Genomic DNA, 19,405 nt, shown 5'->3' with positions numbered 1-19,405 from the left:
CCCCGCCATTGCCGTTACATCACGCTTCGCTGGCGACGCGCATCGGGCGCTCACGCACAACAGCGCTCGCAGGTTTGTCTTTCTCCAGACGCATGCAACTTTCCAGGAACAGGTACATGTAGTCGTAGCTCTTGCACACGGCTTGGCGCAGCTCTGCCTGCAGTGCCTTGGTCGGGTTCATCCCGGCCAGGGTGCAGATGATTTCCAGGGCTTCCCAAGGATGGGCGTCGTCGTACTGGGCGTGCATCTTCAGCCACTTCATCGCACGCTTGCGGTCTTCCTCGGGAAAGGCCGCCGCATACACGCCAGTGGAGCACACCACCGCCGACCACTCCCCCGTCGCCCCCTCGATCGCATAGTTGGTCGCGGCAACGGCCACGATCAACGAATCGGCCGAGCTGGTATGCCAGCACCAGTGGCTCAGCGCATGCAACTCCGGCGGCACATTCTGGGCCTGCAGTTCTTCGAGGCTGACGCCATGGGCACGCGCCCAATGGACCCAATAATCCGCGTGGTTCAGCTCCACACGGATATTGCGCATCAGCCAACGTCGCGCCATGTCTTCCCCTGGATGGCGGGCAAATTTGGTCTTGGTGAGGTTCTGTGCCATGTACAAGGCAAACTGTTCCACCACGGGCCAGCCACCGATCAGGTAGTGACGCATGGTCTTGGCGCTGAGCGTGTTGTCACGCATGCGTTGGTACAGTTCGTGTTCGACAACCCGGCGCTTGCTCTCGCTGCAGTCCTGGATCAATTGCTGAGCCCAGGCGGGGTAACTTGAGGCTTCCATAAGCGGGCCGGTTCTGCTGAATGTGTCGATCACTATTAAGGCTCCTTTTTAAGTGTGATTTTACAGACCGGCAAATGTTTCAGCGGAATGTGCCGGGCGCCCTGAATAACAGGGGCTGCGGCCGCACAGGTCGACACTGCAAGCTATCAAAGGTAAACAATTGCGGTCGTTCAATCAGGTAGCCCTGAGCGTAATCCACACCGATGTCGAGCAAAGCCTGTTCGATTTGCGGTGTTTCAACAAATTCGGCAATTGTGCGCTTACCCATGACGTGGCCGATGTGGTTGATCACTTCGACCATCGCGCGGTTAATCGGGTCGTCCAGCATATCCTTTACGAAACTTCCATCGATCTTCAGGAAGTCTACAGGTAAATGTTTCAGGTACGCGAATGAGGACATTCCGGCGCAGAAGTCGTCGAGGGAAAAGTAGCAGCCTAAGGCTTTGAGTTCATTAATAAAGCGAATGGCGCTGCCCAGATTTGCAATAGCGCTTGTCTCTGTTATTTCAAAACAAATCATTTCTGGTGGAATGCTGTAAGCCTCGAATTTCTCACGTAAAAAGCCGAGAAAATCATCATCGCCAATCGTAATACCTGACAGATTGATCGCACACATCGCCATAGGCCGGCCCGGATGCTCGTGCATGCACCGGGCAATGAACTTGAATACGTTTTCCACCACCCAACGGTCCAGGGAGGTCATCAAACCGTAACGCTCGGCCGCCGGGATGAAGCTGTCGGGCAGGATGATCCGACCCGCCTCGTCATGCAGGCGCAGCAGGATTTCAATATGCCCATTGCCGCCGTCGGTATGTCCCAGGGGCGAAATTTCCTGGGCGTACAGGCAAAACCGGTTTTCTTCCAGCGCCATGTGCAAGCGCTGCACCCAGGCCATCTCGCCAAAGCGCAGGGACAGCTCCGAGTCATCGGCGTGGTACACCTGCACACGGTTGCGGCCCTTTTCCTTGGCCATATAGCAGGCCATGTCGGCGGCACGCAGCGAGGTTTCCAGGGTGGTCGGGGTTTGTGAGATGTGCACCAGGCCGATGCTCACGGTGGTCATGAACGGCCGGCCCTTCCACACAAAATGCAGGCTCTGCACGGTGTGGCGCAGGCTCTCGGCGACTTTTTCCGCCACTGCCGCCGGGCAGTTCTCCAGCAGGATGCCGAACTCGTCGCCCCCCAGGCGCGCCAGGGTGTCGCCTTCGCGCAGGTCCGATTGCAGCAGCGCGCAGATATGCCGTAGCAACTCGTCGCCCGCCGCATGGCCGCAGGTGTCGTTGACCAGCTTGAATTGGTCAAGGTCGAGAAACATCAATGCATGTCGACCACCCTGGGACTGCCCTGCCCTGTGCAGCACCTGTTCCAGGCGGTACTCGAACTCGCGACGGTTGGCCAGGCCGGTCAAGGCGTCGTGCGTGGCCTGCCACGACAGGTTGGCGATGTATTGGCGCTCCTGGGTCATATCGTGCAGTACCAGCACTGCACCGCTGACCTTGCCGCCACTGAGGATCGGCGCGCCCACCAGAGTGACGGAGACCGTACTGCCGTCCAGGCGCTGGATGGTTTTCGAATGCTCGCTGCCGCCCTTGAGCTGGCCCTTGACGATGTGTTCGATCAGGGTAAAGCCATCCGGCTGCGCATTGTCATCCAGCAGGTTGAACAGTGCAGCCAGGGGCAGGCCCTGGGCCTGGGCCGAGTTCCAGTGGGTCATCGCCTCGGCTGCCGGGTTCATATAGGTAATGGTCCCATCGACGTCGGTAGTGATCACTCCGTCGCCAATCGACTCCAGGGTGATCTGTGCGCGCTCCTTCTCGGCTTGCAGGGCATTGGCGAACGCATGGCGCTGGGTCAGCAGCTTATGGGTACGCAACAGCGCCAGCGCAATCAGGCCCAGGGCCGTCGCCAGGTTGGTGATCAGCAGTAACCGCAGAATCATGCGCGAGCCTTCGCCCAAGGCGTCGCTGAAGGCTTTGGCGGCAGGGGTCACACCCTCGTTGATGGCGGTGATACGGGCTTTCCACTGCCGAACATCGTTGGGATTGACCCGATCGGCACTGATCGCTCGGTGCATCTCGCGGGCCAGATCGTCCAACTGAACCAGGTAGCCATCGCCCACGGTCCACAGCTCGATGGCTTTTTCCAGGTAGCTGAAATGCCGAAAATTCAGGTACAGCCAGATCACACTGGAAACATCGTCCGGGTGGTTGCCGCCCTTGAGGATGCCCAGGCGCGCGGCCGCCAGGTCAGGGCTGGGACGGTCGAGGGCAATGCGCAGTTCATGGCCGCCCTGAGGCACGGCAATGGCCTGCTGATATTTGAGGTAGGTACTTTCGGCGCGGTTATCGGCATAAAGCGTCAGGTAATAGATCGCGTCCTTCTGGCCCTTGGACCACAAGCTCTCGCCGCCCACATAACCACGCACCGCTGAAAGCACGTAGAGACTGACGCAACCCAACAATGCCTGGAACAGCACGACGGCGATAAAGGGCCAGACAATGCCCAGTAGCCGAGGCGTTCCGAAAGTCCGCTTTTGCTTCATGAAGTCCCTTGCATATGCACTGCTGGAAACGCACGCAAACACCCACTTCCGATAGCACAGCCTAGGCTAAATCAACGTACTTGCTGCAAGTGCCCATAGAGTTTGGCGTAAAGACCGCCATCGGCGATCAATTGCTGATGGTCGCCATCCTCGGCGATATGACCGCCGTCAAACACTAACACTCGATCAGCTTGTTTTACCGCCGACAGACGGTGGGCGATGATCAGTGTAGTACGGCCGCTGAGGAAGCGTGCCAGCGCCTGGTGCAGGTTGTACTCGGTGGCGGCGTCCAGGGCGGAGGTTGCTTCGTCGAGTATTACCACCTTGGGTTCGGCCAGGACCATGCGCGCAATCGCCAGGCGCTGACGTTGGCCGCCGGAAAAGCGCACGCCGGAGCGCCCCACCACACTGTCCAGGCCCTGGGGCAATGCCTTGACGGTAGCCTCCAGCTGGGCGATTTCAAGCGCCTGCCAGCAAGCCTGGTCACTGCGCTCGCGGCCCATGGTCAGGTTGGCGCGCACGGTGTCGTTGAACAGCGCCGGGTGTTGCAGCACCACCGCGACGTGCTCGCGAATGGTCTCCAGGCCAATTTCCTGCTGGGTGGCACCGCCGAAACGGATACTGCCCGCCAGCGGCGTGTACAACCCGAGCAACAGTTGCACCAAGGTACTTTTGCCACCGCCGCTGGCGCCGACAATCGCCACCTTCTCACCGGGCGCGATGGTCAGGTTCAACTGGTCGAGGACCAAGTCTTCACCGTAGCCGAAGTTCAGGCCACGCACTTCGATGCCCACGGTTTCGCGCCCGGTGAACGGGTCTGCACCGCCGGCGTATTGCGGCTCATCGGCGCGCGCCAGCAGTTCGTTGATCCGTGTCAGCGCCCCGCCCGCCGCGTAGTAGGCGTATTGCAGGTTCAGCAGTTGCTCCACCGGGCCGATCATGAACCACAGGTAACTGAACACCGCGAGCATCTGGCCGATGGACAGGTCGGAAAACAACACGGTGAGCATCGCCGCCGCACGGAAGATGTCGATGCCGAACTGGAACAGCAAGCCACTGGCGCGGCTCGACGCGTCGGTTTTCCATTGCGAGTGAATGGCGTAGTCACGCACTTCCTGGGCACGCTGGCCGAGACGCCCAAGGAAAAAGCCCTGGCGGTTACCGGCGCGTACTTCCTGGATGGCGTCGAGGGTTTCGGTCAGGGCCTGGGTAAAGCGCGACGTGCTGTCGTTTTCCAGCTTCTTCAGGTGTTTGACGCGCTTGCCCAACTGCACCGTGGCGTAGATCACCAGCGGGTTGAACAGCAGGATCAGCAACGCCAGCTGCCAATGCATCCACACCAGGATCGCCGAGGTGCCGACCAGGGTCAGCATGGCCACCAGGAAACGGCTGAGGGTTTCGCCGACGAATTTGTCCAGCGTATCCAGGTCGGTGACCAGGTGGGTGGTGACCGTGCCGCTGCCCAGGCTTTCGTATTCGGCCAGGGAGATGCGCTTGAGCCGCTCGATCAGGCGCACGCGAATGCGATACACAATGTCCTTGGCCAAGCGCGCAAACAGTCGCGCCTGCACCACGTTGAACAGCAGTGCGCCGCAACGCAGGGCCAGGGTGATCAGCAGCATCAGGCCGATATAACCGGCGGCTTTCTGCCAGGCAAGAGGCAGCGCGTGGTTCATCACCTTGAGCGCGGCATCGCCGTGGCCCAGCAGCACTTCGTCCACCAGCAACGGCAACAGCAAGGGAATCGGCACGCTGCACAGCGTCGCCAGCACGGCGACGCCATTGGCGATCCACAGGGACTTCTTGTGACGCAGGGCCAGGCGGCGAACTTCCGCCCAGGTCAATCGATCAGTGCGCGGTGGCTGGTCATGCACAGGTTGCTCGCTCCAGCCATCGCCCCAACAACGGTGACAACTCGGACAGCGGCTGATAGCCGTTAGTCAGCAACGCCAACTGGCCGTTACGCTCGGCGAGCAAAGTCGGAAAACCGGCGATGCCCAGGTCCTGGACCCAGGTGAAGTCAGCGGCGGTCGCGGCATGCTGCTCGGCACGGTCGAATTCGCCGGCAAACTCGATGCGCGGGATACCCGCCTCCTCAGCCAACTCCACCAGCACGCTGGCGAGGGTCACGTCGCGGCCCTCGACATAAAACGCGCGCTGGATCAGCCCTAACAACGTCCATGCGCAATCCGGTGCCAGGCTACGCGCGGTGACAATGGCGCGGCAGGCAGGTTCGGTGTCATAGACAAAGCCGTCGGGCAACGCACCATCGCGCTTGAACGGCTGGCCGGTGGCGTCGGTGACCGCCTGCCAGTGCTCAAGGATGTAGCGCCGGGTGGTTGGTTCCAGTGCCGCACCGCTGCCGGTACGCAAGCCGCCCACCACCAGGTGCACGTCCACGCCGGCCGCCTGGGCCTGCTCAACCAGCGCCTGCGCTACCGGGGCAAACCCCCAGCACCAGGAACACATCGGGTCCATAACATAGAGCAGGCGCGCGGACATGGGTCAGGCCTCGGAAGGGGTTTGCTTGTAGTTGAAGCCAATCGGGTGCGGCATATTGCGGGCCTTGGCCAGCTCAATCTGCTTTTGCCGGTCGATCGCGCTGCGACGGGTTTTCTCCGGCAGCTTATCCCAGCAATGAGGGCAACTGATGCCAGCCACATAGTGTTCGGATGCGCGGTCGGAGGCGCTCACCGGTGTGCGGCAGGCATGACATTGATCGTAGTCACCTTCGCTCAGGTCGTGGCGCACAGTGACGCGATTGTCGAACACAAAGCAGTCGCCCTGCCATTTGGTTTCGGCCTGCGGCACCTCTTCGAGGTACTTCAGGATGCCGCCCTTGAGATGGTAGACCTCATCGAAACCTTCGCTGAGCATATAGCTCGACGCCTTCTCGCAACGAATGCCGCCGGTGCAGAACATGGCGACCTTCTTGTGCTTGGCTGGGTCGAAGTTGGCTTTGATATAGTCGGGAAATTCGCGAAAACTGGTGGTTTTCGGGTCGATTGCGCCCTCAAAGGTACCGATCGACACTTCGTAGTCGTTGCGGGTGTCGATCAACAGCACTTCGGGGTCGCTGATCAGCGCGTTCCAGTCCTGCGGGTCGACATAGGTGCCGACTTTTTTGTTCGGGTCGACGCCTTCGACGCCCAGGGTCACGATCTCTTTCTTGAGCTTGACCTTGGTGCGGTAGAACGGCTGCTCATCGCAGTACGACTCTTTGTGGTCGATGTCGTCCATGCGTGGGTCGTTCTTCAGCCAGGCCATCAGGCCATCAATGCCTTCGCGGCTGCCGGAAACGGTGCCGTTGATGCCTTCTTCGGCGATCAGCAAGGTGCCTTTGATGCCGTTGTCGACCATCGCCTGCAGCAAGGGCTCGCGCAGGGCGACGTAATCTTCGAGGGTGACGAACTTATACAGTGCCGCCACGACAATCGGTTGAGTCATGGGTGTTCTCTCCAGGTGGCTACCCTCGTAAGGGGTGGACCGGATTTGGGCAGTTGCGAGTTTTAAGCTGCAAGCTGCAAGTAAAAGCGAAAGCAAAAAAACGCGCCGACTAGGCGGCGCGTGGGGATTCTAACAAAAACGCAGAGGCAAGCGCGCTTCAATCTTGCAGCTTGAAACTTGAAGCTTGCAGCTGCTGTCAGTGCCCTCCGGCGCAGGTCGGCGAGGCCGGGGCTGCGTCGATTTTCGCCCATTCTTCGGGCGTGTAGGTATGCAGCGCCAGCGCATGAAATTCGCTCATCAGGTCACCCAGGGTGGCGTAGACCTTCTGGTGGCGCTTGACGCGGTTAAGCCCCTCGAACTGCTGGCTCACCAGCACAGCCTTGAAGTGGGTCTGCAACCCACGGCTGTGCATATGGCTTTCATCCAGCACGCTCAAGTGGTCCGGGACCAGGGCGGCGAGCGCCGTTTCGATACGCTGTTGCATGGTCATTCCTGCTTACTTCTTCTTGGCCGGTGCAGCGGCTTTTGGCGTCAGCTCGTTGGTCATGTCTTCCAACAGCTTGTTCACCACCGGCACGGCGCTTTCCAGCTTCTGCTGGGTCATCTGGGCCGATTGCTGGGTCAGCTGCGGCATTTTTTCCAGGACTTTCTTGCCCAGTGGCGACTGGTAGAAGGCAACCAGGTCCTTGAGCTCGGATTCACTGAAGGTGGTGGTGTAGAGCTTTACCATGTCCGGCTTCAGTTTCGGCCAGCCGATGGCTTGGTCCAGAGCGGCGTTGGCCTTGGCCTGGTAGCTGTCCAGTACGGACTGCTTGGCGGCAGGCGCCTTGGTCTGTTCGAAACGCTGGGCGAACATTTGCTGCACTTGCATGTACACCGGGGTACCCAGCTTGTCGGCATGGGCCAGGGTAAGGAAGGCTTCGGCACTGGCGTTGTGGCTGGCGGTATCGGCAAAAACCTGGCCGCTGGCGCAAACCAGAGCAACCGCGGTACAGATGGCACGAAGACGAGTCATCGAGTTTCCTTTTCTAGCAGGCGAGGTAAGACCCCAAGGGCGCCCATTCTGCGCCTAAAAAACGCTGCGGCTCAACCCCGAGCCTTACCGGGCGCGGATTGCCGTGAATGAATCCGATGAAAAGTCTTTTAGGGAACCCCCCAGGCTGATCAGGGCCTAAACTGCGCAAACGAACCTGAAGGAGTGTGCCCGATGAGCCGTATCGAAACCGACAGCCTGGGAGAAGTGGAAGTCCCGGATGACGCTTACTGGGGCGCCCAGACCCAACGTTCGCTGGTGAACTTCGCCATCGGCGAGCAGCGCATGCCCCTGGCGGTACTGCACGCGCTGGCCCTGATCAAGAAGGCCGCCGCCCGGGTCAACGACCGCAACGGCGACCTGCCCGCCGACATCGCCCGCCTGATCGAACAAGCCGCCGACGAAGTGCTCGATGGTCAACATGATGACCAGTTCCCCCTGGTCGTCTGGCAAACCGGCAGCGGCACCCAGAGCAACATGAACGCCAACGAGGTCATCGCCGGCCGTGCCAACGAGCTGTCGGGCAAGCCCCGTGGCGGCAAAAGCCCGGTTCACCCCAACGATCACGTCAACCGCTCCCAAAGCTCCAACGACTGCTTCCCCACCGCCATGAGCATTGCGGCGGTGCAAGCGGTGCACAAGCAGTTGTTGCCGGCGATCAACACGCTGTCCGGCGGCCTCGCGGAATTGTCGGCGCGGCATGCAAAGCTGGTGAAAACGGGCCGCACCCACATGATGGACGCCACGCCGATCACCTTCGGCCAGGAACTCTCGGCGTTTATCGCCCAGCTCGATTACGCCGAACGCGCGATCCGCAGCGCCCTGCCCCAGGTGTGCGAGCTGGCCCAGGGTGGCACCGCCGTGGGCACCGGGCTCAATGCACCCCATGGCTTCAGCGAGGCGATCGCCTCGGAATTGGCAGCCTTATCGGGCCTGCCCTTCGTCACCGCACCGAACAAATTCGCCGCGCTGGCCGGCCATGAACCGATCGTGACCCTGCACGGCGCCCTGAAAACCCTGGCCGTGGCCCTGATGAAAATCGCCAACGACCTGCGTCTGCTGGGCTCCGGCCCGCGTGCCGGCCTTGCGGAGGTGAAACTGCCGGCCAATGAGCCAGGCAGCTCGATCATGCCCGGCAAGGTCAACCCGACCCAATGCGAGGCGCTGTCGATGCTGGCCTGCCAGGTGCTGGGCAATGACGTGACCATCGGCATTGCGGCGAGCCAAGGGCATCTGCAGTTGAACGTGTACAAGCCGGTAATCATCCACAACCTGCTGGAATCGATCCGCCTGCTGGCCGATGGCTGCAATAACTTCCAGGAGCACTGCATCGCCGGCCTCGAACCCGACGCCGCGAAAATGGCTGAGCACCTGGAGCGCGGGCTGATGCTGGTCACGGCACTCAACCCGCACATCGGCTATGACAAGTCGGCAGAGATCGCCAAGAAGGCCTACGCCGAAGGCTTGACCCTTCGGGAAGCCGCGCTGGACCTGGGCTACCTCACGGATGAAGAATTCGACCAGTGGGTACGCCCGGAAAACATGCTGGGCACCTAAGACGCCATACGCAGCCGCCGGGCCTTGAGCCCGGCGAGCAACGACGGCGCCAGCGCGACCGCCGCCGACCCCATGACCACCACCAACGCGCCGAAATATCCCAGGGCATTGATCTCTTCGGCCTGCACATAGCTGGGCCACAGCCACGCCGCCAATGCCACCGCCACAAAGGTCACCAACGGCGTCAGTGCCAGGGTCGCGCTCACCCGGGAGGCTTCCCAGTGGGCCAGGGCTTCGGCAAATGCGCCGTAGGCCACCAGTGTGTTCATGCAACACGCCAGCAACAGCCAGCCTTGCAGCGGGCTCAGTTGCAGGGCCTCCAGCGGATGCGCCCAAGGCGTCAGCAGCACGGCGCACGACAGGTAGATCACCATCATCACTTGCAGCGAATTCCAGACGGTCAGCAACTGCTTCTGGCCCAAGGCATAGAACACCCAGATCGAAGTCGCGAGCAGGATCGTCAGCACGCCGGCGGTATAAGCGCCGAGGGATGTCAACAGCTCCTCCAGGCGTTGGTTGAAGAACAGACCAAAGCCGACGATCAGCACCACCAGGCCCACGCTCTGCCCGACGCTGAAACGCTCCTTGAACACAAACACACTGGCGATCATCAGGAAGATCGGGCCCATCTGTACCACCAACTGCGCGGTGCCGGGGCTGAGCAGTTTCAGGCCCACCAGGTACAACACGTAGTTGCCCACCAAGCCGCACACCGCCATCGCCACCAGCCAGCCGCCCTTGGGGCCGAGCACTTTACGACTGGGCAGGCGCTGGGTCGCGGCGAGGTACACGAACAGGCAACTGCCGGCCACTATCAGGCGAAACCAGGTGACGGTGATCGGGTCCATCACCTGCAACACTTGCTTGAGCTTGATCGGCAGAATGCCCCAGAGAAACGCGGTCAGCAGGGTCAGGAAAAAACCGTAGACCCAGCGGCCGGAAGAGATGTGCATGAGTGCCCCAAAAAAATGCCAGAGGTGGAGGAGCGGCCATTCTAGGGGCAAGTGGACGAATTGGGATATGGCGCTGCTTACCTGTGGGAGGGGGCTTGCCCCCGATAGCGGTGGTTCAGTTAAAGAAACTTGACTGACACACCGCTATCGGGGGCAAGCCCCCTCCCACATTTTGTTTAGCGTACGGCTTCGAACAGTCCCGTGGCGCCCATGCCGCCGCCCACGCACATGGTGACGATGCCATAGCGCAAATTACGTCGCTGCAACTCGCGCACAAGGTGCCCGACCTGGCGCGAGCCGGTCATGCCGAACGGGTGGCCGATGGAAATCGAGCCGCCGTTGACGTTGTACCTGGCGTTGTCGATTTCCAGGCGATTGCGCGCATACAGGCACTGCGAAGCAAATGCCTCGTTGAGTTCCCACAGGTCGATGTCCGCCACCTGCAAGCCCCGCGCCTTGAGCAGCTTGGGCACCGAGAAGACCGGGCCGATGCCCATCTCATCCGGCTCGCAACCGGCCACGGTGAATCCACGGAAAAACGCCTTGGGCTTGAGCCCCAGCTCCAGGGCTTTCTCCAGGCTCATCACCAGGGTCATCGAGGCGCCATCGGAGAGCTGCGACGAGTTACCCGCCGTCACCGAGCCGTCTTCGGCGAACACCGGTTTCAAACCGGACAGGCTGGCCAACGTGGTGTCCGGGCGGTTGCAGTCATCGCGATCAACGACGCCCTCGAGGATTTGTACGGCACCCGTGTTCTTGTCCTCGACCTTGTACTTGACCGCCATCGGCACGATTTCATCATCAAACAAGCCATCCGCCTGGGCCTGGGCCGTGCGTTGCTGGCTTTGCAGGGCGTAAAGGTCCTGCTCTTCGCGGCTGACGTTATAGCGGCGGGCGACGATCTCGGCGGTCTGGCCCATGGGGAAGTAGATGCCCGGCACCTGTTCCTTGAGCAGCGGGTTGATCAGGTTATCGGTGTTAACGCTTTTCATGGTCAGGCTGATGGATTCGACGCCGCCGGCAACGATGATCTCGCTGCAGCCCGAAGCGATCTGGTTGGCGGCAATCGCAATCGCCTGCAAACCCGACGAGCAGAACCGGTTGAGGGTCATGCCCGCCGTACCAGTCCCCAGTTGCGACAGCACTGCCACGTTGCGCCCGATGTTGTAGCCCTGGGCGCCTTCATTGGAACCCGCGCCGACGATGCAATCTTCGACGCTGGCCGGATCGATGCCATTTCGGCTCAACAGCGCGTTGACGCAATGCGCCGCCATGTCATCCGGGCGGGTCTGGTTGAACTTGCCGCGAAAGGATTTGGCCAGGCCGGTTCGCACGCTGTCGACGATCACTACTTCACGCATGGGCTACCTCGATCTTGTCGTTGTGGGGAGATGGATCGAGGATAGATCCAGCCCTGCCCCACCGCGATGATCATTCACCTGGCGTATACAAAAGCATGGTGACGAACATAAACCTGTGGCTGGCCGGCTTGTTGTGGCGAGCGGGCCTGTTGTGGCGAGCAGGCTTGCCCTGCGTTGGGCTGCGAAGCGGCCCCAAAACCAGCCAATAAGGTCTGCCTGAAAGAACGCGGCGCCTTGGTCAGGGCCGCTTCGCGCCCCAACGCAGGGCAAGCCTGCTCACCACAACAAGCCTGCTCACCACAACAAGCCCACTTGCCACAACAAGCCCGCTCGCCACAGAGAGCTGCATCCTGGACAACACCAGGCCAGTGGTTATTTCTTTTTCTTCTTGTCGTGCTTGTCGGACTTGGCGAACGCTTCCTCCAAGGCAAGGTTGAGGGTGCGCAGCACCTTGACCCGCGCCCAGCGTTTGTCATTGGCCTCCACCAGCGTCCACGGCGAGACCTCGGTGCTGGTTCGGTCGACCATATCGCCCACGGCGGCGCGGTAGTCGTCCCATTTTTCGCGGTTGCGCCAGTCGTCTTCGGTGATCTTGAAGCGTTTGAAGGGGATTTCTTCGCGGGCCTGGAAGCGTTCCAGTTGGGTCTGCTTGTCGATGGCCAGCCAGAACTTGACCACGATCACACCGGCGTCACGCAGTTGCTCTTCAAAGTCATTGATCTCGCCATAGGCGCGCATCCAGTCTGCCGGGGTACAGAAGCCCTCGATGCGCTCCACCAGCACGCGGCCGTACCACGAACGGTCGAACACGGTGAATTTGCCCCGCGCCGGGATCTTCTGCCAGAACCTCCACAGGTACGGCTGGGCGCGCTCATCCTCGGTGGGCGCGGCAATCGGCACGATGTGGTACTGGCGTGGGTCGAGCGCCGCCGCCACACGTCGAATCGCCCCGCCCTTGCCCGCCGCGTCGTTACCTTCAAATACCGTCACCAGCGCGTGCTTGCGCATGCGCTTGTCACGCATCAGGCCCGAAAAGCGCGCCTGTTCGGTAATCAGTTGTTCTTCGTAGTCGTCCTTGTCCAGGCTCAAGGTCATCTCGAGGCTGTTGAGCAGGCTCATCTGGTCGATGGCCGAGGGCAACGGTGCAGGATTCATGCCGCTGGCCTTGCCCTTGGGCAGCTTCAGGGCATTCTGCAGGCCTTCGAGCAGGATCTTGCCCACGGTGAGGCTGCGGTAGTTGGCGTCGACACCTTCGATCACATGCCAAGGTGCGTAATCGCGGCTGGTGCGACGCAGGATGCGCTCGCCGAAATGCACGAACTTGTCGTAGGTCTCGGACTGCTGCCAGTCCAGCGGGCTGATGCGCCAGCTGTGCAATGGGTCGTCGGCCAAGGCCTTGAGCCGCGCCTTCATTTGCTTCTTGGACAGGTGGAACCAGAACTTGAAGATCAGCGCGCCTTCATCGCAGAACATCTTCTCCAGGCGCTCGGCTCCGGCGATGGCCTGGTCGAGCCGCGCGTCCTTGATCTCGCCGTGTACCCGGCCTTGCAGCATCTGGCTGTACCAGTTGCCGAAAAAGATGCCCATGCGGCCTTTGGCAGGCAGTTGGCGCCAATAACGCCAGGCCGGGGGGCGGGCCAGTTCTTCGTCGGTCTGCTGGTCGAAGGTGCGCACCTCGATCAGGCGCGGGTCCATCCATTCATTCAGCAGTTTGACCGTCTCACCTTTGCCGGCGCCTTCAATGCCGTTGATCAGGATGATCACCGGGAAGCGCTTTTGCTGTTGCAGCTCATACTGCACCTCCAGCAAGGCTTCGCGCACGGCCGGCACTTCGGCCTCAAAGGTGTCTTTGTCGATGGCGTGACCGATTTCGGCAGATTCGAACATGGGCGGCTCCGTTCCAGAATTCAGCAAGACTAGCGGATTGGGCAACGCGGCGTGCCAGGAAATTCCACTGCCGCTTGCCATGGATCAATGACGCGCCTGTTGATCGGCTAGAATGGCCGCCTTGCCTTTACCGAGCCGCCCATGAATCCCGTAACCCACGCCCAGCTCGACTGGGATGACCAAGGTCGCCCGCACTCGCGGGTCTTCGACGATGTGTACTTCTCCGATAAGTCGGGCCTTGAAGAAACCCGCTACGTGTTCCTCGAACAGAACCGTTTGCAGGAGCGCTTCGCCGCCTTGCCGGCAGGCGGGCGACTGGTGATCGGCGAGACCGGCTTCGGCACCGGCTTGAATTTTCTCTGCGCCTGGCAGCTGTTCGAGCAACACGCCGTGGCCGGTGCGCGCCTGCACTTTGTCAGCGTGGAGAAATACCCGCTGAGCCACGCCGACCTGCAGCGCGCCCTCGCCCTCTGGCCAGAGCTGCAAGCGTTCGCCGAGCCCTTGCTGGCTCAGTACATCGCCATCCACCAGGGCTTCCAACGCCTGGTCCTGGACAACGGCCGGGTCACCCTGACCTTGCTGATCGGCGACGCCCTTGAACAACTGCCACAGCTCGATGCGCAGATCGACGCGTGGTTTCTCGACGGTTTCGCCCCGGCAAAAAACCCCGACATGTGGACCGCCGAGCTGTTCGCTGAACTGGCGCGCCTGGCCGCACCGGGCTCGACCATCAGCACCTTCACCAGCACCGGCTGGGTTCGTCGCCTGATCAACGCGGCCGGCTTCAAGATGAAGCGCACCCCGGGCATCGGCCACAAGTGGGAAATCCTGCGCGGGGAGTTTCTCGGTTGGCCGGCTGAAACGCCTGCGCCGCCAGACTCCAAACCTTGGTTTGCGCGCCCACCCGTACACAACGGCGAGCGTCGTGCCCTGGTGATCGGCGGCGGCCTCGCCGGCTGTGCCAGCGCGGCCAGCCTGGCGGCGCGCGGCTGGCAGGTCAGCCTGCTGGAGCGCCATGACGGCCTGGCGCAAGAGGCTTCGGGCAACCCACAAGGCGTGCTGTACCTCAAGCTCTCGGCCCACGGCACGGCCTTGTCCCAGATGATCGTCAGCGGGTTCGGGCATACCCGGCGCCTGCTGGAGCACCTGCAACGCGGTGTGGATTGGGACGCTTGTGGCGTGCTGCAACTGGGGTTCAATGCCAAGGAGGCCGAACGCCAGGCGCAACTGGCCGAGGCGTTCGCGCCGGCGTTGCTGCAGTTGCTGGACCGCGACCAAGCCCAGATTCGCGCCGGGGTGGGCCTGGAACATGGCGGGTTGTTTTTCCCCGAGGGCGGCTGGGTGCATCCGCCCGCCCTGTGCCAGTGGCAGGCAAGCCAGCCAGGCATCGAGGTGCACGCCCACCATGATGTGCTGGAACTGCGCAAAGTCGGCGCTCAATGGCAGGCCTGGGACGGTGATCGCCTGCTGGCCAGCGCCCCCGTGGTGGTGCTGGCCGGCGCGGCCGAGGTCAAGCGCTTTGCCGCCAGCGCCGAGCTTCCCCTCAAGCGTATTCGTGGGCAGATCACCCGCTTGCCCCAGACCGGCGACAGCCAGGCCCTGGCCACCGTGGTGTGTGCCGAAGGCTATGTGGCGCCGGCTCGCCTGGGCGAGCACACACTGGGGGCCAGTTTTGATTTCAAGAGCGATGACCTCACCCCCACCGCCGCCGAGCACGCCGGTAACCTGGCGCTGCTGGAGGAAATCTCCCCGGACCTGACCCGACGCCTGCACGCTGCCACCCTGCCCCCGGACGCACTGGAAGGCCGCGCCGCCTTTCGCTGCACCAGCCCGGACTATTTACCGATCGTCGGGCCACTGGCGGATACCCCGGCGTTCGCCCAGGCCTATGATGCGCTGCGTAAAGATGCCCGCCACACGCCACAGGCCGCCTGCCCATGGCTGGAGGGCCTGTACGTCAACAGCGGTCACGGCTCACGGGGCCTGATTACCGCGCCACTGTCCGGCGAGTTGCTGGCGGCGTGGCTGGACAATGAACCGCTGCCGTTGCCGCGCAGTGTGGCCGAGGCCTGTCACCCGAACCGCTTTGCGGTGCGCGCGCTGATTCGCAGTAACGTCGCAAAAGCCGCCCAATAGGCGCCGCCTCAACCCACCGGAGGCCGCTCGCAGGGGAGCCGCAACCGGGGGCGGCGGTTTGCCATATAACTTATTGATCTAAAACTCCGCGTATAGCCTCGGGTCAGTCCCTAGGTACCCGCCGTTTCGGCGCGTGCCTTTCTATCCCTCCCCAACGGAAAAACCGGTAAGGAACCTATGTGCGGATTAGCTGGCGAGTTACGGTTCGATCTTCAACCTGCGGACCTCGCAGCGGTGGAGCGAATTACCCATCACTTGGCACCACGCGGGCCTGACGCGTGGGGCTTCCATGCCCAAGGGCCGATTGCCCTGGGCCATCGACGCCTGAAAATCATGGACCTGTCGGACGGTTCCGCCCAACCGATGGTCGATGCCCAACTGGGCCTGTCCCTGGCGTTCAACGGCGCGATCTACAACTTCCCGGAATTGCGCCAGGAGCTTGAAGCCCTGGGTTACGCCTTCTATTCCGGCGGCGATACCGAAGTGCTGCTCAAGGGTTACCACGCCTGGGGCGAAGCGCTGCTGCCCAAGCTCAACGGCATGTTTGCCTTCGCCATCTGGGAGCGCGATGCCCAGCGCCTGTTCATCGCCCGTGACCGTCTCGGCGTGAAGCCGTTGTACCTGTCGCGCACCGGCCAGCGCCTGCGTTTTGCTTCGGCCCTGCCGGCGCTACTCAAGGGCGGTGACATCAACCCGATCCTCGACCCGGTGGCGCTGAATCACTACCTCAACTTCCATGCGGTGGTGCCGGCACCGCGCACCCTGCTGGCGGGCATTGAAAAACTGCCGCCGGCCACTTGGATGCGCATCGATGCCGAAGGCAACACCGAGCAGAAAACCTGGTGGACCCTGCCCTACGGCCCCCATGAGGACGAGCGCAATCTCACCCTCGAAGACTGGACCGACCGCGTGCTCGACAGCACCCGCGAAGCCGTGGCGATTCGTCAACGGGCTGCCGTGGATGTCGGTGTGCTGCTCTCCGGCGGCGTCGATTCGAGCATGCTCGTCGGCCTGCTGCGTGAAGTCGGCGTACAGGACCTGTCGACCTTCTCCATCGGCTTTGAAGACGCCGGTGGCGAGCGTGGCGACGAGTTCCAGTATTCGGACCTGATCGCCAAGCACTACGGCACCCGTCACCACCAACTGCGCATTGCCGAAAGCGAGATTATCGAACAGCTGCCGGCGGCGTTCCGCGCCATGAGCGAGCCGATGGTCAGCCATGACTGCATTGCCTTTTACCTGCTGTCGCGGGAAGTGGCCAAGCATTGCAAGGTGGTACAGAGCGGCCAGGGCGCTGACGAGTTGTTCGCCGGTTACCACTGGTACCCGCAGGTCGATGGCGCCAGCGACCCGTATGCCGCGTACCGCGATGCCTTCTTCGACCGCAGCTACGACGACTACGCCGCGACTGTCGCGCCGAAATGGCTGACCGCCAACGACGCCGCCGGTGACTTCGTGCGCGAGCATTTTGCGATGCCCGGCGCGGACGCCGCCGTGGACAAGGCCCTGCGCCTGGACAGCACGGTGATGCTGGTGGATGACCCGGTCAAACGCGTCGACAACATGACCATGGCCTGGGGCCTGGAAGCCCGCACGCCGTTCCTTGACTACCGTCTGGTGGAATTGTCGGCCCGCGTGCCGGGCAAATTCAAATTGCCCGACGGTGGCAAGCAAGTGTTGAAAGAAGCCGCACGCCGGGTCATCCCGAGCGAAGTCATCGACCGCAAGAAAGGCTACTTCCCGGTGCCGGGCCTCAAGCATTTACAGGGCGACACCCTGAACTGGGTGCGCGAACTGCTGCTGGACCCGAGCCAGGATCGCGGCCTGTTCAACCCGGCCATGCTCGACCGCCTGCTCACCGACCCGCAGGGCCAATTGACCCCGCTGCGCGGCTCGAAGCTGTGGCAACTGGCAGCGCTGAACCTGTGGCTCAGCGAACAAGGAATCTGATTGATGAAACCCCATGCAGCGGCTTACAGCCAACGCTTGTTGAAGGGCCAGGCGCCAACCTACGAGCGCCTGCAAGCGCGCCTGGCCGAAGATGGCAGCCCGCTGGCCGCCGAGCCGATCGCAGTGCATTGCGGCTGGGGCCGGTTGTTGATCGGCCACACCTTCCCCGACCCGGCCAGCCTGGCCCAGGAACTGCTCAACGAACAGCCCGGCGAGCGCGACATCGCGCTGTACGTGGCCGCCCCCCAGCAGATCCTCGGGATCGATCCGCAGCAGCTGTTCCTCGACCCGTCCGACACGCTGCGCCTGTGGTTCAGCGAGTATCGCCCCTCCACCCGTGTGTTTCGCGGTTTCCGCATTCGCCGGGTGCAGGGCGAGGCCGATTGGCTGGCGGTCAACCAGTTGTATCAAAGCCGCGGCATGTTGCCGGTCGATGCCGAACGCCTGACACCGCGCCATGAAGGCGGCCCGGTGTACTGGCTGGCCGAGGACGAAGACAGCGGCGCGGTGATCGGCAGCGTAATGGGCCTGAACCATCAAAAGGCCTTCCACGACCCGGAAAACGGCTGCAGCCTGTGGTGCCTGGCGGTCGACCCGCAGTGCACGCGGCCCGGCGTCGGTGAAGTGCTGGTACGCCATCTGGTGGAGCACTTCATGAGCCGTGGCCTGAGTTATCTGGACCTGTCGGTGCTGCACGATAACCGCCAGGCCAAGAGCCTCTACGCCAAGCTCGGTTTCCGTGCGCTGACCACCTTTGCGATCAAGCGCAAGAACGGTATCAACCAGCCGCTGTTCCTCGGCCCCGGCCCGCAGGCGGGGTTCAACCCCTATGCGCGAATCATCGTCGAAGAGGCCCACCGCCGTGGGATTGATGTGCAGGTGGATGACGCCGACGCCGGCTTGTTCACCCTCAGCCATGGCGGGCGCCGCGTGCGTTGCCGCGAATCGTTGAGCGACCTGACCAGCGCGATCAGCATGACCCTGTGCCAGGACAAAAGCCTCACGCACAAGGTGTTGAAAGCGGCCGGTTTAAACTTGCCGTCGCAGCAACTGGCGGGCAGTGCCGACGACAACCTGGAGTTCCTCGACGAACACCAGCGCATCGTGGTCAAGCCGCTGGATGGCGAGCAAGGCCAGGGGGTGGCGGTGGATTTGCAGAGCATCGAAGAGGTGCAGCAGGCGATTGAAGCGGCGCGGCAGTTCGACAGCCGCGTGTTGCTCGAAAGCTTCCACGAAGGCCTGGACCTGCGCATCCTGGTGATCGGTTTCGAGGTGGTGGCCGCCGCAATCCGCCGCCCCGCCGAAGTGACCGGTGATGGCCAGCATTCCATCGGCGCGCTGATCGAAGCCCAGAGCCGGCGACGCCAGGCGGCTACCGACGGAGAGAGCAAAATCCCCGTGGATGCCGAAACCGAGCGCACCCTGGCCGCCGCCGGCTACGACTACAGCAGCATCCTGCCCCGTGGCAAGACGCTCGCCGTACGCCGTACCGCCAACCTGCACACCGGCGGTTGCCTGGAAGACGTCACGGCGATCCTCCACCCCACGCTGGTGGACGCCGCCGTGCGTGCTGCCCGCGCCCTGGACATCCCGATGGTGGGCCTGGACCTGATGGTGCCCGCCGCCGATCAACCCGAATACGTGTTTATCGAAGCCAACGAGCGGGCCGGCCTGGCCAACCATGAACCGCAGCCGACGGCGGAGAAGTTTGTGGACCTGTTATTCCCCCACAGTGGATAGCCTCAAGTT

The 19,405-nt window shown here is 62.3% G+C and carries 14 protein-coding genes; 4 read left to right on the top strand and 10 right to left on the bottom strand.

What is annotated here, in order from left to right; genetic code table 11:
* Positions 1–19: 19 nt before the first annotated feature.
* From FIV39_RS11900 to FIV39_RS11870, 7 genes are all read right to left on the bottom strand, one after another.
* On the bottom strand, positions 20–790 hold the full coding sequence (locus tag FIV39_RS11900) for a TenA family transcriptional regulator (RefSeq protein WP_276544338.1): 771 nt from the start codon (positions 788–790) through the stop codon (positions 20–22).
* Between the two features lie 79 nt (positions 791–869).
* Entirely contained in the window at positions 870–3,332 is a 2,463-nt protein-coding gene (locus FIV39_RS11895) for an EAL domain-containing protein (RefSeq protein ID WP_090406925.1), read from the bottom strand.
* Between the two features lie 71 nt (positions 3,333–3,403).
* A complete protein-coding gene (locus FIV39_RS11890) occupies positions 3,404–5,206 on the bottom strand; it encodes an ABC transporter ATP-binding protein (protein ID WP_090406928.1) in 1,803 nt (600 codons plus the stop codon).
* Positions 5,199–5,801, bottom strand: coding sequence for a DsbA family protein (locus tag FIV39_RS11885; RefSeq protein ID WP_186731520.1), 603 nt, complete (start codon positions 5,799–5,801; stop codon positions 5,199–5,201). The genes FIV39_RS11890 and FIV39_RS11885 overlap by 8 nt, the downstream gene beginning before the upstream one ends.
* Positions 5,802–5,837: 36 nt before the next feature.
* On the bottom strand, positions 5,838–6,779 hold the full coding sequence (gene trhO / locus FIV39_RS11880; protein ID WP_065923916.1) for an oxygen-dependent tRNA uridine(34) hydroxylase TrhO: 942 nt from the start codon (positions 6,777–6,779) through the stop codon (positions 5,838–5,840).
* A gap of 196 nt (positions 6,780–6,975) precedes the next feature.
* Positions 6,976–7,269 carry a BolA family protein gene (locus tag FIV39_RS11875; protein ID WP_090406934.1) on the bottom strand — a complete coding sequence of 98 codons (294 nt, stop codon included), beginning with the start codon at positions 7,267–7,269 and terminating at the stop codon, positions 6,976–6,978.
* Between the two features lie 6 nt (positions 7,270–7,275).
* The gene (locus FIV39_RS11870; protein WP_090406937.1) at positions 7,276–7,794 is read right to left on the bottom strand and encodes a DUF2059 domain-containing protein; all 519 of its coding nucleotides are present in this window, start codon (positions 7,792–7,794) and stop codon (positions 7,276–7,278) included.
* A gap of 192 nt (positions 7,795–7,986) precedes the next feature.
* Between FIV39_RS11870 and FIV39_RS11865 the strand changes: the two genes are divergently transcribed.
* A complete protein-coding gene (locus FIV39_RS11865) occupies positions 7,987–9,369 on the top strand; it encodes a class II fumarate hydratase (protein ID WP_090406940.1) in 1,383 nt (460 codons plus the stop codon).
* Here the strand turns inward: FIV39_RS11865 and FIV39_RS11860 are convergent.
* From FIV39_RS11860 to pap, 3 genes are all read right to left on the bottom strand, one after another.
* Positions 9,366–10,322: a DMT family transporter gene (locus FIV39_RS11860; protein WP_090406943.1), complete on the bottom strand. Its 957-nt coding sequence runs from the start codon at positions 10,320–10,322 to the stop codon at positions 9,366–9,368. The two genes, FIV39_RS11865 and FIV39_RS11860, sit on opposite strands and share 4 nt — an antisense overlap.
* Positions 10,323–10,498: 176 nt before the next feature.
* Positions 10,499–11,683: a thiolase family protein gene (locus FIV39_RS11855; RefSeq protein ID WP_090406946.1), complete on the bottom strand. Its 1,185-nt coding sequence runs from the start codon at positions 11,681–11,683 to the stop codon at positions 10,499–10,501.
* Positions 11,684–12,055: 372 nt separating this feature from the next.
* Positions 12,056–13,570, bottom strand: a complete 1,515-nt coding sequence (pap, locus tag FIV39_RS11850) for a polyphosphate:AMP phosphotransferase (protein ID WP_090406949.1) — start codon at positions 13,568–13,570, stop codon at positions 12,056–12,058.
* Between the two features lie 141 nt (positions 13,571–13,711).
* On the opposite strand from pap, the gene mnmC reads away from it, so the two are divergent.
* The 3 genes from mnmC (at position 13,712) to ngg (ending at position 19,396) form a co-directional block, all read left to right on the top strand.
* Positions 13,712–15,706 carry a bifunctional tRNA (5-methylaminomethyl-2-thiouridine)(34)-methyltransferase MnmD/FAD-dependent 5-carboxymethylaminomethyl-2-thiouridine(34) oxidoreductase MnmC gene (gene mnmC, locus FIV39_RS11845; RefSeq protein ID WP_090406952.1) on the top strand — a complete coding sequence of 665 codons (1,995 nt, stop codon included), beginning with the start codon at positions 13,712–13,714 and terminating at the stop codon, positions 15,704–15,706.
* A gap of 177 nt (positions 15,707–15,883) precedes the next feature.
* Complete coding sequence (locus FIV39_RS11840) at positions 15,884–17,656, top strand: N-acetylglutaminylglutamine amidotransferase (RefSeq protein ID WP_090406954.1); 1,773 nt, start codon at positions 15,884–15,886, stop codon at positions 17,654–17,656.
* A gap of 3 nt (positions 17,657–17,659) precedes the next feature.
* Positions 17,660–19,396 carry an N-acetylglutaminylglutamine synthetase gene (ngg, locus tag FIV39_RS11835; protein ID WP_090406957.1) on the top strand — a complete coding sequence of 579 codons (1,737 nt, stop codon included), beginning with the start codon at positions 17,660–17,662 and terminating at the stop codon, positions 19,394–19,396.
* The last annotated feature ends 9 nt before the right edge of the window (positions 19,397–19,405 follow it).

The organism is Pseudomonas grimontii (genome assembly GCF_007858185.1).
In the GTDB taxonomy this organism is placed as follows: Bacteria; Pseudomonadota; Gammaproteobacteria; order Pseudomonadales; family Pseudomonadaceae; genus Aquipseudomonas; species Aquipseudomonas grimontii.
This window is presented reverse-complemented; position numbering and strand designations above follow the sequence as displayed.